General features: G+C 60.3%; 12 protein-coding genes. 5 read left to right on the top strand and 7 right to left on the bottom strand.

Translation table 11 applies throughout. From position 1 onward, the window contains the following. Nucleotides 1-719, top strand: a 719-nt coding sequence (locus tag P3T23_RS42975; RefSeq protein ID WP_429322134.1) for a porin, incomplete at its 5' end; no start/stop codon positions are given. A 61-nt stretch (nucleotides 720-780) separates the two neighbouring features. On the opposite strand, the gene P3T23_RS42970 is transcribed toward P3T23_RS42975, so the two are convergent. From P3T23_RS42970 to P3T23_RS42940, 7 genes are all read right to left on the bottom strand, one after another. Next, a complete protein-coding gene (locus P3T23_RS42970; RefSeq protein ID WP_429322133.1) occupies nucleotides 781-2,223 on the bottom strand; it encodes a mechanosensitive ion channel family protein in 1,443 nt (480 codons plus the stop codon). Between the two features lie 305 nt (nucleotides 2,224-2,528). Beyond that, a complete protein-coding gene (locus P3T23_RS42965) occupies nucleotides 2,529-3,479 on the bottom strand; it encodes a 3-hydroxyacyl-CoA dehydrogenase NAD-binding domain-containing protein (RefSeq protein ID WP_429322132.1) in 951 nt (316 codons plus the stop codon). Nucleotides 3,480-3,507: 28 nt separating this feature from the next. After that, nucleotides 3,508-4,713: an acyl-CoA dehydrogenase family protein gene (locus P3T23_RS42960; protein ID WP_429322131.1), complete on the bottom strand. Its 1,206-nt coding sequence runs from the start codon at nucleotides 4,711-4,713 to the stop codon at nucleotides 3,508-3,510. Between the two features lie 23 nt (nucleotides 4,714-4,736). Beyond that, nucleotides 4,737-5,492 (bottom strand): acetoacetate decarboxylase, encoded by a 756-nt coding sequence (locus P3T23_RS42955; protein ID WP_429322130.1) that lies wholly within the window; start codon nucleotides 5,490-5,492, stop codon nucleotides 4,737-4,739. A gap of 86 nt (nucleotides 5,493-5,578) precedes the next feature. Continuing rightward, nucleotides 5,579-6,808: a CaiB/BaiF CoA transferase family protein gene (locus tag P3T23_RS42950; protein WP_429322129.1), complete on the bottom strand. Its 1,230-nt coding sequence runs from the start codon at nucleotides 6,806-6,808 to the stop codon at nucleotides 5,579-5,581. A 92-nt stretch (nucleotides 6,809-6,900) separates the two neighbouring features. Next, complete coding sequence (locus P3T23_RS42945) at nucleotides 6,901-7,767, bottom strand: enoyl-CoA hydratase/isomerase family protein (RefSeq protein ID WP_429322128.1); 867 nt, start codon at nucleotides 7,765-7,767, stop codon at nucleotides 6,901-6,903. A 343-nt stretch (nucleotides 7,768-8,110) separates the two neighbouring features. Then, the gene (locus tag P3T23_RS42940) at nucleotides 8,111-8,236 is read right to left on the bottom strand and encodes a hypothetical protein (protein ID WP_429322127.1); all 126 of its coding nucleotides are present in this window, start codon (nucleotides 8,234-8,236) and stop codon (nucleotides 8,111-8,113) included. Nucleotides 8,237-8,784: 548 nt separating this feature from the next. Between P3T23_RS42940 and P3T23_RS42935 the strand changes: the two genes are divergently transcribed. The 4 genes from P3T23_RS42935 to P3T23_RS42920 are packed head-to-tail and all read left to right on the top strand — an operon-like array spanning nucleotide 8,785 to nucleotide 13,952. After that, the gene (locus P3T23_RS42935) at nucleotides 8,785-10,449 is read left to right on the top strand and encodes a cbb3-type cytochrome c oxidase subunit I (RefSeq protein WP_429322126.1); all 1,665 of its coding nucleotides are present in this window, start codon (nucleotides 8,785-8,787) and stop codon (nucleotides 10,447-10,449) included. 2 nt (nucleotides 10,450-10,451) lie between these two features. After that, on the top strand, nucleotides 10,452-11,048 hold the full coding sequence (locus tag P3T23_RS42930; protein ID WP_429322125.1) for a cbb3-type cytochrome c oxidase subunit II: 597 nt from the start codon (nucleotides 10,452-10,454) through the stop codon (nucleotides 11,046-11,048). Further along, nucleotides 11,045-11,635: a c-type cytochrome gene (locus P3T23_RS42925; protein ID WP_429322124.1), complete on the top strand. Its 591-nt coding sequence runs from the start codon at nucleotides 11,045-11,047 to the stop codon at nucleotides 11,633-11,635. Before P3T23_RS42930 ends, P3T23_RS42925 begins: the two co-directional genes overlap by 4 nt. Nucleotides 11,636-11,651: 16 nt before the next feature. Further along, entirely contained in the window at nucleotides 11,652-13,952 is a 2,301-nt protein-coding gene (locus tag P3T23_RS42920) for a heavy metal translocating P-type ATPase (protein ID WP_429322123.1), read from the top strand. Nucleotides 13,953-13,954 lie beyond the last annotated feature (2 nt).

Here is a 13,954-nt window from a genome sequence, read left to right as displayed (position 1 = left end):
GCCATTCGAGGTCTTCGAACGTATGCTCGCAACCGCTTCGATACACTCAGCTTCCATTCATTAGCCCCCTGTTGCGCTTCACTCTTGAAACCGCCTGGCAATACCTGACGGCCGAGGTGTCCTATGCGTTTGGTGGCAATGCAGGCGCATTTGGTGCGGGAAGCCAGATTGGGGCATCGCTTCTCTATCTGCCCGCCCAACCATTGCGCCTGGCTGCCGCGTACCTGGACTCGCGCGATGCCGTGAATTCTTCGGCGCACTTCAAATCCTGGACTGCCGGCGGATCCTATTCGTTCGAATATACGACGCTCACAGCAGGCTGGGCCGTGAACAGGCAGGATGCCGGGTTTGTCGGTAATTTCCCTAACGGGCCTTTCACCCCGCCGGAATTGACCGCGCTTAAATTCAATACGTTCAGTTCCCGGCAGATGTTTTTTGGTGGGGTGACGCAGCAGGTAGCGGACGTGATTCACCTTTCTGCGAATGTGTGGCGCACCATTCAGACCGGGAAGACGCAGGCAGCCAACGGGAACGCGACGCAATTCCAGTTGCTTGCGGACTATAACTGGTCGAAACGCACGGATACCTATCTGGAAGCCGACTACTCGCTGTACCGCGGCGGAATGGTCGGCGCCCAGTTCCAGGGTATCAACGCCCTGAGCTCGGCGTACGGCACGACCCAGCTAGGCATCATGGCTGGCTTGCGGCATATGTTCTAGCGGGCTGCTGATGAATGACGCGTTGAAACGGCTCAACGTCGCACGTTGCGAAGCTGGCGCGTCAGTCAGAATTGAAATGAAGGAGGTTTCGAATTCTTTGCAGAAATTGCCCTGTCGGACCCATGTCAGGCGAGGCGAGAACCGCAATCTTGCGATGAAGCGCTTCCATTCCGCGACGTGCCGATTTGTCGAGATCAGAGATAAATTCTGTATGTTTCGCCAACAGCGGCTCGATCGCTTTGCGCGGGAGCCGATAGACTTTGCAGTGCGTGCGCGCGACGGCAGTAGCCGCGTGAGGTGCCGCGGTGAGCATGCCAATCTCGCCGACGTATTCGCCAGCACCAATGCAGCCGATCGTTTCGGCCGAGGCGCCCGATTGTCGCGTCAGTTCGAGGATGCCCCAGGCGACGATATAGAGCGCGGCGTCGCTCCTCCCTTCCGAAAAGAGCGCATCCCCGGGTTCCAGTCGAAGCAATTCGAGCAGCGCTGCAAGACCGTCGCGTTGTTGCTCGTCGAGGCACTCGAACAGGATGACGTCGCGAACCAGACGGCGCGTGGTCAGCGCCTCTTCCGTGAGATTGAGCCTTGAAGGTTCTTCCTGGCGGCTCGGGTCGAGAAACCCGGCATAGTACAGTTGGCGGCGCACACTTCGCAGGAGGAGATCCCTGGTCGATCCGAGATGACTGGTGTCCCCGACGAAAAATGAAATCCTGTAGGCGTTCCGCCGCGCGCCGAGCTGAGTCAGAACGGCACTCGGCGGCGGCGTTCGCAGGAGGTCCGGGCAGAGCAGCGTCGCGTGAAGCAGGGTCTCGATGACGCGATCCGGAACGGCACTTTCCGGACAGGATAGATCGACGGATGCGGTCCTACGCGGACTCGGGATGCTTCTGTTGACGATCTCGGCCCTGGCGATCAGGCTGTTTGGAATAATCGCCGTGTCGTCCCCATCCGTGCGGATCCGGATCGACCGCCAGTTGACCTGCACGACGATTCCCTCGGTCTTGTCCGCGATCTGAATTCGATCACCCACGCTGAACGGCGCCTCGATGCCGACTGCGATGCCGGAAAACACGTCGGCCAGTGTGTTTTGCAGCGCAAGACCGACCACGATCGCCACGACGCCTGAGGTGGCGACCACGCCTGTGACCGGCAGCGCGAAGACCGAGTTCAGAACGATCGCGGCCGTCGCGATATAGACAGCGGCGGAAGAGAGGTCTGAGAAAAGCCTGGCTCCGCGCGAGCCGCGATCCCGATGATGCGCGAACCAGAGGGCGGCGACAACAATCCGCGAACCCAGCAGCCACCATGCACCGCCTATCGCACGCAACCACAAGGCACCACTGTCGGCCGGAGCGTGCAAGGGCGGAAACACCGGGAAGAAAATGCCCTGTTTGTGAAAGTAGAAGCTGATGGCGAGAAAACAGCTCAGGTCGAACGTGATCCGGACTTTGTCCGAGAATTGCCGAAGCCCGAGCACTCCCACGATGGTGATCGCGACCAGCATGGCGGCGGATAGAAGTGTCAGATTCACGTCGTTCTCTTTAGGCGCTATTCAGGCGCGACGCCGGGTATCCTGGTCGCGAGCGCTAACACGGGAGCCGCCGACAGAGCCGTGTTGTACGCATTAAATGATGCATTTCCTGCTTGCAGAAGCTGCCTGTTCGCCAAGTTCAAATCTGTGATGGCATCCAGGCAGGGAAGAAGGCGCCGAAAAGCGCGAACGAAGGCGCGCCTCTCGTGGCGCACCCGTTCAACGTGCTCAAGGCTTTAGATAGGTACAGTGCGTGCCGTTGACTCACGACCATCCTGTTATTCGCGTTTCGAAAACAGCTCGTCCCGCCGAAGGGATAAAAGGCCGAGCAGTATTTGATCGCGATACGCAGCAAGGTCCTGCACAGATCGGGATTTCGTCTGTTCGTGAACACCCTGGATAATCGTCGCGCGGACTTCGGGGGTCAACTCGGGCGTGCCAAGCACGTGCCACCACGCGGTCAAAGGGCCAGTGAACTGTTCGAAGAAATGTTCGATGCCGCCGTCGCCTCCGCCCAGATGGAAGAGCAGACTGGGGCCCATACCCCCCCAGCGCAGGCCTGGACCCCAGGAAACGGCGGTATCCGCGTCGGCTACGCTGACAACGCCTTCCGATATCAGATACACCATCTCACGATAGAGCGCGGCTTGCAGCCGATTGGCGACGTGCCCTGGCACCTCCTTGTGCAGCCGGACCGTGCGCTTGCCCAGACTGCTGTAGAAAGCCGCGACGCGTTCAATCGTCTCTTCCGATGTCCTGGCGCCGCCGACAATTTCAACAAGCGGTATCAGATGCGGCGGATTGAACGGATGTCCGATCACGCACCGCTCGGGGTGGTGCTCGCAAGCCGACTGGATCTCGCTCATGGTCAGGCCCGACGAACTCGATGCGATGATCGTGCCGGGTGCGAGGATGTTGTCGAGATGCCTGTAGAGGTCTTTCTTGAAGTCGATCCGCTCGGGCCCATTCTCCTGAACAAAATCGCTGCCGGTCACCGCTTCGTCAAGATTCGCCGTGAACGTCAGTCTGGAACGTGAGGCGCCTGGCGCCAGTCCCAATCCTTCCAGGGCGGGCCATGCCGCTTCGATGAATGCCTCGAGCTTCGGCCTGGCATCCGGCGCGATGTCCGTGGCGATGACATCGAGGCCCCTGGCAAGGAACAGGGCGGCCCAGCTCGCACCGATGACGCCGGTGCCGATAATGGCAATGCGGTTGATGTCTTTGCTCATGGCTGACAATCCTTCGAGTGGAGTGGGATCAGGCGAAGGCGCTAAATCCGCTCACCGCCTTGCCGACGATCAGGGAGTTCATTTCGCGCGTGCCTTCGTAGGAATAGAGCGCTTCCGAGTCGGCAAAGAAGCGGGCGACGTTGTAGTCGAGCACGATCCCGTTACCGCCGAATATTTCCCGCGCCCAGGCAACGGTCTCGCGCATACGGGTCGTGCAGAATGCCTTGGCCAGTGACGCATGCTGGTCCAGCAGCTTGCCCTGGTCCTGCAATTCGGCAAGCCGTGCAACCATGCATTGCGACGCGGTGATGTTGCCGAGCATTTTGGCGAGGAGGTCCTGCACCATCTGGAATGACGCGATCGGTTTGCCGAACTGCTCGCGGGTCTGTGCGTAGCGCAGCGCATGTTCGTAAGCGCCCATGCTGCAGCCGACGGCTTCCCATGCGACGTATTGGCGGGTAAGCCGAAGGACCCGCGCCGTATCGCGGAAGGATAGATCGCCCTGGAGGCGGTTCTCTTCGGGCACGCGGCAATGATCGAGCGTGATGACACCGTTCTGCACGACTCGAAGTGCGATCTTGTTCTCGATTTTTTCTACGGAAAAGCCCGGGGTGGTTTTGTTCTCGACGATGAAACCTTTGACCTGATTGTCATCGACATCGCGCGCCCAGATAATCGACAGGTCGCACCAGGGTGAATTGCCTATCCACCGCTTCTGACCATTGAGAACCCACGTATCGCCTTCTCGCCTGGCGGTTGTCAGCAGGCCCCCGCCGGCGCCCGATCCCACCAGCGGTTCGGTCAATCCGAAGCAGCCGATCTTTTCCAGTCGCGCCATGGGCGGCAGCCATTTCCGCTTCTGTTCCTCTGAACCGCCGAGATAGATCGATCCCATTGCCAGCCCACTATGGACCCCGTAGAAGGTCGCGATGGACGAGTCGACGCGCGCCAGTTCCATGGCGATAAATCCATCGAGAAGCGTGCTGCCGCCAGGGCAACCATAGCCGTCAAACCCGACCCCGACGATATTGAGATCCTTGATCCCGGGAATGAGCTCGAACGGGAACGCGTCCTCAGCCCAAAACTTGTTGATCACGGGAGCAACCCGGCTCTCCATGAAGGCACGCACCCGCTTTAGCAAGGCTTGTTCGCTATCACTCAGGAGTTCGTGAATCAGATAAAAGTCGCTGTCGGGGGCCGGAAGCGGGTGGTTTGGCTTCGCGCTGGCAGTCATGATGATGTCCTAAAGGGCGTTGATCAGGATGCGTTCGAGGGGGCGCGCAGATAGTCGTGAACGACTTCTGCGCCCGCGATCGTCAGATCGGTCAGGATATGGATTGCGGATAGAACCTCGAGCACAGGCAGCTTTGCGACGGGCGCGAAACAATGAGGATGCAGTTCAAGAGAGGCAGGCCCGGTCCAGGCTCCTTTTACCGTGATGTCGGTCACGTAATACTTGACCAGTTCGCAGACCCGGGCCGACCCGTCGACGTGAGGCAGGATTTTGAGCAGGAAGCCGGGTGCCGCGAGCGTCTTCTTGACGGCGGCGAGATCGAGCGGCTCGTACTTGTAGGCCATGGTTGCGGTCACAACGCGCACGCCGTTGTAGTCGAGGGTTCCCACCAGCGCGTCGTTGCGGATTTCAAGCTTCGGTTGCGCGAGCACTTTCGGAAAGCCGAGCAGCTCACGGCCGGAAGCTATGCCGGCTTCATTGTCGAGGTACATGGCATGGGTGAAGCCGCCGGACTCGCCTTTGAACGTTACCGGAATGACTTGACCGGTCTCGGTATAGGAACCTAGCCCACTAGAATCGGGCATGCTGATGAACTCATATTTGACAATAGGCTCGGCCGGAAGCAGCGGTGCGGGCACGAAGCTGGCAAGCGCTTCTGGATCGGTGCGATAGGTAACGATGATCGTTTCGCGATCGACGAACCGGAAAGGAAACTTGGGATAGGCTGGGCTGCTGATCGGCATCGCGTAAGCGCGAGCGCGGATTTCGTCTTCAGTCATGGAAAACTCCTGGTATGTGGCGGGCAGTAGCCGGCGAGTGCATTGCCGCCAGAGGCGTTCGTTCAAATCGCTTAACACGATCAGATTCAGGCCGAGCCTTCGAAGCGCGCGACCGCGCCCGCGTCGTAAAGGCGTGCGATCTCGCTCTCGTTGAAGCCCAACTCTTTCATGATCTCTGCGCCGTGTTCGCCAAGTTGCGGCGCGGCGCACGGCTTGACCTTCTGCTCTCCCACGATCTGGATCGGATTGCTGACCGTTCGCATGGCGGGCTTGCCCGGCACGTCGAGCGGCACGACTATCCCATTGGCCGCCAACTGGGGGTCGTGAATGATCTCCTCGGCAACCTGCACGACGCCGAAAATCACTCGTGCGGCGGTGAGCGCCTGTTTCCAGAAGGCCAGCGGCTGGCTGGAGAACAACGGGTCGAGAATCTCGACCAGTGCGGCTGTGTTGTCGGTGCGCCGGTCATCGGTAAAGCGCGGGTCCTCCAGAAGCTCGGGCATGCCAATAGCGCGGGTGAAGGCCGGCCAGTCCTTGCGTTGCGCCGCGACCAGCAGGATCCAGCGCCCGTCGGCTGTCTGGTAAGGGTTCAGCAACGCGTTGGGTGGATTTTTTCGATCGTGCTGGGCGAAGAACCGACCACCATTGAGACCGCCCTCGACCCACGCTGCTGCTGCCCAGATACCATTGGCGATCAGCGAAGTCGACACATGGCTGCCTTTGCCGGTCGTGGCGCGCACATAAAGCGCCGTGACGATCGCGGCATAGAGTGTCGTTGCCGTGGCGTGGTCGCCAATCCCGGGAATGGGAAGCGTCGGCGGGCTACCGGCATCGTGAGTGACCTCCATGAGGCCGGAGCGTGCCCAATAGGCCGTGACATCGAAACCCGGGGTGTCGGCCTCGGGCCCCTCGGAACCATAGCCGGTAATGTCTGCGTAGATCAGCTTTGGGTTGAGCGGCGAGAGGGCCTCGTAGGTCACGCCCAAAGAGGCCTTCACGCGTGGCGGGAAGTTGACGACCACGACATCAGCCCATTGAACAAGGCGCACCAGTACTTCTCTGGCTTCACTGGACTTGAGGTCGATGGCGATGCTGCGTTTGTTGCGGTTCGTCAACTGCCAGGCATAGTTTGTGTTGGCCACGGGGTTCGGCGGCATCGCCGAGAAGAAGCGATAGACATCGCCCGTACCCGGGGGCTCGATCTTGATGACGTCTGCGCCGAAGTCGGCCAGAATCGTCGCGGCTGCGGGGCCCGCAATATAGCTGGCGAGATCGAGTACGTTGAGACCTGAAAAAACGTGTTGTCCGTCAATCATGAAAGTGTTCTCGATTCGGGTTTAGGTATTGACTCCGTACAGGTGGAACCTCGTCTGGATCGCGAGCCGGAACAGCGAAGAACCGTCATGTCTCAACGACCCTGGAACTTCGGCGGGCGCTTCCCGAGAAAGGCGGTGGTTCCTTCTTTCATGTCCTCGGTCGCGGCGCATAGCGCGAATAGTTTCCCTTCCAGGGCGAGTCCTTCTGGCAATGCCGCGTTGAGTCCAAGGTTGACGGCATTGATCGCATATGCGACGGCCAGCGGCGCGTTAGCGGCAATCTGCGCCAGAATCGCTTCGGCGCGAGCGATCAGACTGCCGGCTTCCACGATTTCATTCACGAGGCCGATCCTATAAGCTTCCTCTGCCGACACCATCTCGCCGGTGAGGATGAGTTGTAGCGCAATACCTTTGCCGACGAGGCGAGGGAGTCGTTGCGTTCCGCCAAAGCCAGGGATGAGTCCCAGCCTGATTTCAGGCTGCCCGAACTTCGCGCCCGGACTGGCTAGCCGGATCGTGCAGGCGAGCGCGGTTTCACATCCGCCGCCGAGTGCGAGGCCGTTCACTGCAGCAATGACTGGCTTGCCGAGATGTTCGACAAGATTGAGAAACGCTTGCCCTGCACGTGTCTGGCGCTCGGCCTCAATTGGCGTTGCCTTGGCCAACTCGTTGATATCGGCACCGGCGATGAATGCCCGATTGCCTGCGCCGGTTATGATGACGCCGCGAATCTGCGGGTCGTCTTGCGCATCTTCGAACGCCGCGCGTAGTTCTGCGATTGCCTTCTGGTTCAGGGCATTCATCACCTCGGGACGGTTCAGCGTCACATAGGCCGTCGCATTTCTCTTTTCATAGAGAAGGGTGTCGAAGGAGGGAACAGATAAATTGTGCGGCATCAGATTGATCCTTCCGCGTTCATGGACGTCCGGCGCCTTACCGGTCGGGTGTTGCTTGTTCATCCCTGTAGCGATCAGAAAGCACGGAAATCCGTCGAGGCATGCATTTCATCAATTCGGTTTGGGGACCAGCTCAGCGTTCAATTTATATCGTTGTCGTTTTGCGGCGAAATTACATATTCATGTAATGCCGAATGTCTCTTTCGGCGTTATCGTGACGAATTGGTAGACCTGCAATCTCCCGCCGAGCGGCCCCCGCAGGCTACTTCCGTAAAAAATGCGCTATCGGTTTCTTCAGAAAGCCTCTGGATGGCGACGCTTTGTTGTAGCTTTTCGACGCGCTGTAAAGCGAGCGTCACATCTTTGGAACCGCTAACACACCTGGACGGCGGCGGCTGATCGACCGTCAGCACCAGACCACCAGGTCATAACCGACCGTGCGTCGGTAGACGCTTTTGGTGTTCCATGTACATGTCGTGTATTCCATGTAGGCGCTGCCAAGCACTACTATCCAGTTTGAAAGCGTTACCATCGCAACCTCCAGAGCTCAGAAAGTGCTTTGCATGGTCTTAATGATAGTGAGCCGTGGGAAGCGCCGCTATTACATAAAGCTGGAGTCCGACCGGTGTACGTCGGCTGACACTGGAGAGCTGGTGGCCCGTGTCCCGCGCGAATGAGATCAATTGGCTCAAGGGCCTTTCAAAGCGGCCGCAGGGTTCCCGGGCACCGCACGTTAGCCGGGGCCGCCTGATCCATGAGCAATCACGGTTGCCTTGCTCGAACTTCGACTCTGCCTCGTTGCTCGTCGCTGCGCGTCGAATCAGGCTCGCAATATGACGGCTGCGCATATAGCAAAGCCGGTGGCGCCCCACCAGCCAGGCTCCGGCGCGATGAGCGCAGCCTCGTCCAAATACATGAATATGTAATGTCGGACCGGGCACCGCTCTAGTAGGCTCTTCGTCATGGCTCGTCGCCTTGAAGCCCGTAAAGGCTGCCGGCGGCGCGGCGGTTTCGTCGTTTAAGTGCGCTAGCACCTCAACAGTTGTCGTCGTGTATTCCAAACCATGAGACTTTGCAGCCATGAACCTGACAATAGGCGCCTTGCTCGCGCTGTCGTTCCTCATCTCAGTGCTCGGCCTCTTTATGTTTATCTGGGCTCAAACGCAGGGCCTGATGCGAGCCGGCCCCGATGCGGCGGCGGTCATATTCGAGAAGGGCGAAGTCGGTGTGGTGGAAGAGCCCGCAGTCTCGTCGATGCAACGCGTTGCGCTTCAGGACATTGAAAGCAGTTCAGTCGATACGCACTTCAGCTCGGACTCGAAAGGGATTGTCGCCGGCTCTCCGGAACTTGAGGCGCGCGAGGCCCAGGACAGGTCCAGTCGAGCCGCCGCCTTTGCGTTTCTTACCTCGGCGATTCTCTGGCTGGTGCTGGGTTCCATCGCGGGACTGATCGCCTCGCAGAAGCTGACCTCTCCCGATTTCCTCACACAAACCGCCTGGCTCACATTCGGCCGCGTCCGGACCGCGCATCTAAACATGGTTATCTACGGGTGGGCTTCGATGGCTGGCCTTGGCATCGCGCTGTGGATGCTCCCCAGGTTGCTGAAGACCAACCTCGTGGGTGAACGTTTTGCGGTGGCCGGCGCCGGGCTATGGAACGCGGGTGTCGCCGCAGGCGTCGTGGCGATTCTTTCGGGTTGGACCGACGGTTTGCAGTGGCTCGAGATTCCGTGGCAGATCGGCATCCTGCTCGCTGCAGGGGGAGCGATGTGCGCAGTGCCGCTCTTTCTTACCCTGTTGCAGCGCAAGGTTGACCATCTCTATGTATCCGTTTGGTACATCTCGGCGGCGTTGCTCTGGTTTCCGATTCTGTACGTCGTCGCAAAGGTCCCTTACGTCCACTTCGGCGTCGAACAGGCAATCGTCAACTGGTGGTTTGCCCACAACGTGTTGGGCCTGTGGCTTACACCGCTGGGTCTTGGGGCAGCGTATTATTTCATCGCCAAGGTGCTGGGGCGCCCGATCTATTCGTACAACCTGTCGCTGGTCGGTTTCTGGGCCCTTGCGATGTTCTACAGTCAGGCCGGTATCCACCACCTGATCGGTGGCCCGGTTCCCAACTGGTTAGTGAGTGTGTCGGTCGTGCAGAGCGTGATGATGATTGTTCCCGTCCTGGCGGTCGGGGTCAATCAGCACATGACAGTCGCTGGACGGTTCGCCACCCTCAGGTATTCGCCGACCCTGCGCTTTGTCGTATTCGGTGCTGTGCTTTATACGCTTGTCTCGTTGCAGGGGACACTGGAAGCGTTGCCCTTTTTCAACCGCCTTGTCCACTTCACGCAGTACAAGGTCGCGCACGCACACCTTGGCTTGTACGGCTTCTTCTCGATGATCATGTTTGGCTCGATTTATTTCGTGATGCCGCGCGTGCTCGAGCGCGAGTGGCCCTATCCGAAGCTCATTGCATGGCATTTCTGGCTCGTCTCGATCGGCTTCGCAATCTATTTCGTTTTCTTGACCATTGGCGGCGTACTGCAGGGCGCAGCAATGCTTGACGCGACGCGTCCATTCATGGACTCGGTCACACTCCTGACACCTTACCTGTTGGCCAGAACATTTGGCGGCGTACTTATGGCGGCAGGACACTGCCTTTTCGCCTGGCACTGCTTCGCGATGGTGATGAACCGAGGACCAGAACGATCCGGACGCGCTTTCATCGGCAGCGCTCCTGCGGCAGGAGTCTGATCATGAACAGGGCTCTGACAGTCATAATCGGCGCACTGATCATGATCGCCATCGCGACGCTTGTCCTTGTTGCACTGCCGTATCGCCAACTGGCGGACGAGTCACCGCCGGAGCAGCTGAAGCCCTACACAATCGCTCAACTGCGTGGCCGAGCCACCTACGTCGGCATGGGATGTGTTTACTGTCACACGCAGCAGCCGCGGCCCGCTGACCTCGGACCGGATGGTTTGCGAGGCTGGGGTCGTGCTTCCGTATCGGCCGATTACGTCTATGACTACCCGCATCTGTTAGGCGTGGCCCGTACCGGCCCGGACCTTTTCAATATCGGCGCGCGACAACCGAGCGTGGACTGGAATCTCACACATTTGTACCAGCCGCGCAGCGTGACGCCCGGAAGTGTAATGCCGGCATACCCGTTTCTGTTCAAGGTGGTGGCTCATGCTGCGCCTGGCGAGAAAGTCGTCACGCTGCCTCCGCAGTACGCCCCTGTGGGCGGCCAGGTCGTTGCGACGCAGGCGGCGCTGGATCTCGTCGCGTACCTGACTTCGCTCAATCACACCTATCCCGTTGCAACCGATGAATCCGGAGCGACCAAATGAACGAGAACCGAAAGCAGGACTGGGTGCGCGCGCGAGAACACGCGGAGCCAGCCGAGCGCACCAATCCTGTACCGTGGCTTCTTGGGCTCGTGGCGGCATGCCTCATCGTATGGGGTGTCAGCTACTTCCTGCTCAATCCCGGACTTATGTCAGCCACGACCGCAGCTTCCAGTGGTGCGCCAGCCGCCGCCAGTGCGGCGGCTCCAGCTGCAGCGGATGGCGCACAGATCTTTGCTGGCCGCTGTGCGTCCTGCCATCAGGCGACGGGCGCAGGGCTGCCAGGTGTGTTTCCGCCGTTGGCGGGCTCCGAATGGGTGAATGGCGACGCAAAGACGGTCGCGCGGATCCTGCTTCTCGGCATCAACGGAACGATCGGCGTCGCCGGCTCGGCCTTTAACGGCACGATGCCCGCATTTGGCACGACACTGTCCGATGCGGAAATTGCAGCGGTTGCATCGCACGTCAGAGCGAGCTTCGGCAACAAGTCGCCTGCGCTGACGGCAGACCTCGTCAAGACAGAGCGGACTAAACTGGGTAATCGCACGACGCCGTGGGCAGGTGGCGACGAACTGAAGTCGCAGCAGTAGATCGAGCATACGCAACATGCAATCCGACCGCCCCGACAGCGTCGTGCTTGATGTGCGCGGCATGTGGTGCACCAGTTGCGCCAATGCATTGGAACGCGTGCTTCAGCGTCAACCGGGTGTCCTCGACGCCAGGGTGAGCTTCGCGTCGGAATCGGCTTCGCTTCAATGGGACCCGGCGGCGATCTCGCTCGCCCAGATCCTGCAGCATGGCACCAGACTCGGGTACGAGTGCGTGCCCGAAGGCGCGGGCCACGACCGGCGGGCGCATTTCGCGAAGGTCAGGCATGACCTGTTAGTCCGCCTGGTCGTCGCTGCATTTTTTTCGATGTGGGTCATGGTCGCCCAGTGGACCTTGTATGTCGCACCCGAAGGCAGCATGTCGCTGGCCGTGGAATATTGGCTTGCGCTTTTCGCGGGCCTGACAACAGTCCCGGTTATCGGCTACTGCGCGCTGCCGTTTTTTCGCGCAGCGTGGCGCACGCTGCGCGCTCGAGCGCCAGGGATGGACTTTCTGGTTGTGCTGGGCGCCAGTTCATCCTGCCTTCTGTCCATGTGGCACCTGATTCACGGTGAGTCGACTGTCTACTTTGACTCCGCTGCCATGATTGTCACCTTCCTGCTGGCCGGACGGCTGCTGGAAACCGCGGTGCGGAGCGGGTCGTCCGACGCAGTAAGAAGTCTGCTGGAATTGCCTCCCGAGACGGCACGGGTCATCGAGGCGAGCGGAGCAGAAACCCGTGTATTGGCCAAACGCGTGGAACGCGGCAACATAATCCGTATTTGCCCCGGTGAACGCGTGCCGCTGGACGGTGTCGTCACCCAGGGTATGTCATCTCTGGACCGCTCGTTATTGACCGGTGAAACCGTATTCAAGACGGTGGAGCCGGGCGATGTTGTCGAGGCTGGCGCCCTCAATGGGGAGGGCGAATTGCTGGTTGTCGTCAAGTGCGTATGGGGCGAACGGCGCGTGGACCTCATCGCTCGCAGCGTGCGCCAGATGCTGGCCCGTAAAACTGCGTCCCAGGCGCTCGCCGAGCGATTCACCCGCTATCTGGCGCCGGGGATCTGCGTGCTTGCGGCGCTGACCCTCGCATGGGGCATGGCCAACGGCATGGCAATGGCCGGCGCGATCGAGCGTGCCATCGCAGTACTGGTCATAACGTGCCCTTGTGCGCTTGGCATGGCCGTGCCGCTCGCGCTCAACGCCGGTGTCGGCAGAGCTGCGCGGGCGGGCGTCCTGTTTCGCGACGTAGAGGCGATCGAGAAGGCCGGTCACATTGCGCTCTTCTTTCTGGACAAGACCGGAACGCTGACCGAGGGCACGCCTCAGCTAGTCGGCTCGCGCGTGGCGATGGGCGTTAGTGAGGCCGAACTTGTCGCAGCGGCAGCCATAGCGGAGCGGGGCAGTGAGCATCCCCTTGCGAAAGCTGTCTGCGCGCTCCTGCCGCAGTCGCGCCTGGCATCGGTCGAGGCGACCACCGGATCGTCCCGTGCCGTGCCAGGGTCGGGCGTCGAATGGACCGGTGCTGACGGTACCTGCATCCTCGTGGGCCGCAGCGCGTTTCTGACTACCCGTGGCGTTTGCCCTCCTGAGGCCACGACCGAACATACGACGGTTCACGTTGCGCGCAACGGCCAATGGGTCGGTGCCCTTTACTTCTCCGATATACCGCGTGCAGGTGCGGCACGTGCGCTTTCGCAAATACAGGCAGCAGGCGCCAGTCTCGCCATGCTAACCGGCGACCAGATGGGTGTTGCGCTACGAATAGCAGAAGCCGTCGGCATCGACGATTGCGCCATCTACGCCAGTCATTCCCCCGAAGACAAGGCGCATCGGATTGTGGCCGCGCAGGCCTCAGGCGCAAAGGTGGCCTTCGTCGGTGATGGACTCAACGACGCCCCGGCGCTTGCCGCGGCCGACCTCGGCGTCGCTGTGGGTAATGCCTCTGCATCCTCGATCGCTGCAGCGTCGGTGGTGCTTGTCGATGGCGGCATTGAAAAGCTGAACGTTGCGCTATCGCTCGCTCGCCAGACCGCGCGCGCGATGCGCCAAAACCTGGCTGCGGCAGCTATTTACAACGTCCTCGCGATTCCGCTCGCAGTATCGGGAATTGTGTCGCCGGCAATGGCTGCCGTTCTGATGATCGCAAGCTCGCTGTCGGTCACGCTGAATTCCTCTCGTCTGGCAGTGAAGGGGAAGAAGGTGCGGCGCGTCCGGGAGCGGGTGTCGGCGCGGACTATTGATTGCGCGTCAGGCGGCCGGGAACAGAAACAGGGCAGTGTACCTTTGCGCACATTGCTCACCAGACAGTTGTAGAG

Origin of the sequence: Paraburkholderia sp. GAS448, assembly GCF_050435685.1 — a bacterium.
Classification (GTDB): domain Bacteria; phylum Pseudomonadota; class Gammaproteobacteria; order Burkholderiales; family Burkholderiaceae; genus Paraburkholderia.
This window is presented reverse-complemented; position numbering and strand designations above follow the sequence as displayed.

What these genes read in the sequence shown, in the direction of transcription:
- P3T23_RS42970 (WP_429322133.1), bottom strand. Translation starts at nt 2,223, where the DNA reads ATGCTGGTCGCGATCACCATCGTGGGAGTGCTCGGGCTTCGGCAATTC.
- P3T23_RS42965 (WP_429322132.1), bottom strand. Translation starts at nt 3,479, where the DNA reads ATGAGCAAAGACATCAACCGCATTGCCATTATCGGCACCGGCGTCATC.
- P3T23_RS42960 (WP_429322131.1), bottom strand. Translation starts at nt 4,713, where the DNA reads ATGACTGCCAGCGCGAAGCCAAACCACCCGCTTCCGGCCCCCGACAGC.
- P3T23_RS42955 (WP_429322130.1), bottom strand. Translation starts at nt 5,492, where the DNA reads ATGACTGAAGACGAAATCCGCGCTCGCGCTTACGCGATGCCGATCAGC.
- P3T23_RS42950 (WP_429322129.1), bottom strand. Translation starts at nt 6,808, where the DNA reads ATGATTGACGGACAACACGTTTTTTCAGGTCTCAACGTACTCGATCTC.
- P3T23_RS42945 (WP_429322128.1), bottom strand. Translation starts at nt 7,767, where the DNA reads ATGAACAAGCAACACCCGACCGGTAAGGCGCCGGACGTCCATGAACGC.
- P3T23_RS42940 (WP_429322127.1), bottom strand. Translation starts at nt 8,236, where the DNA reads ATGGTAACGCTTTCAAACTGGATAGTAGTGCTTGGCAGCGCCTACATG.
- P3T23_RS42935 (WP_429322126.1), top strand. Translation starts at nt 8,785, where the DNA reads ATGAACCTGACAATAGGCGCCTTGCTCGCGCTGTCGTTCCTCATCTCA.
- P3T23_RS42930 (WP_429322125.1), top strand. Translation starts at nt 10,452, where the DNA reads ATGAACAGGGCTCTGACAGTCATAATCGGCGCACTGATCATGATCGCC.
- P3T23_RS42925 (WP_429322124.1), top strand. Translation starts at nt 11,045, where the DNA reads ATGAACGAGAACCGAAAGCAGGACTGGGTGCGCGCGCGAGAACACGCG.
- P3T23_RS42920 (WP_429322123.1), top strand. Translation starts at nt 11,652, where the DNA reads ATGCAATCCGACCGCCCCGACAGCGTCGTGCTTGATGTGCGCGGCATG.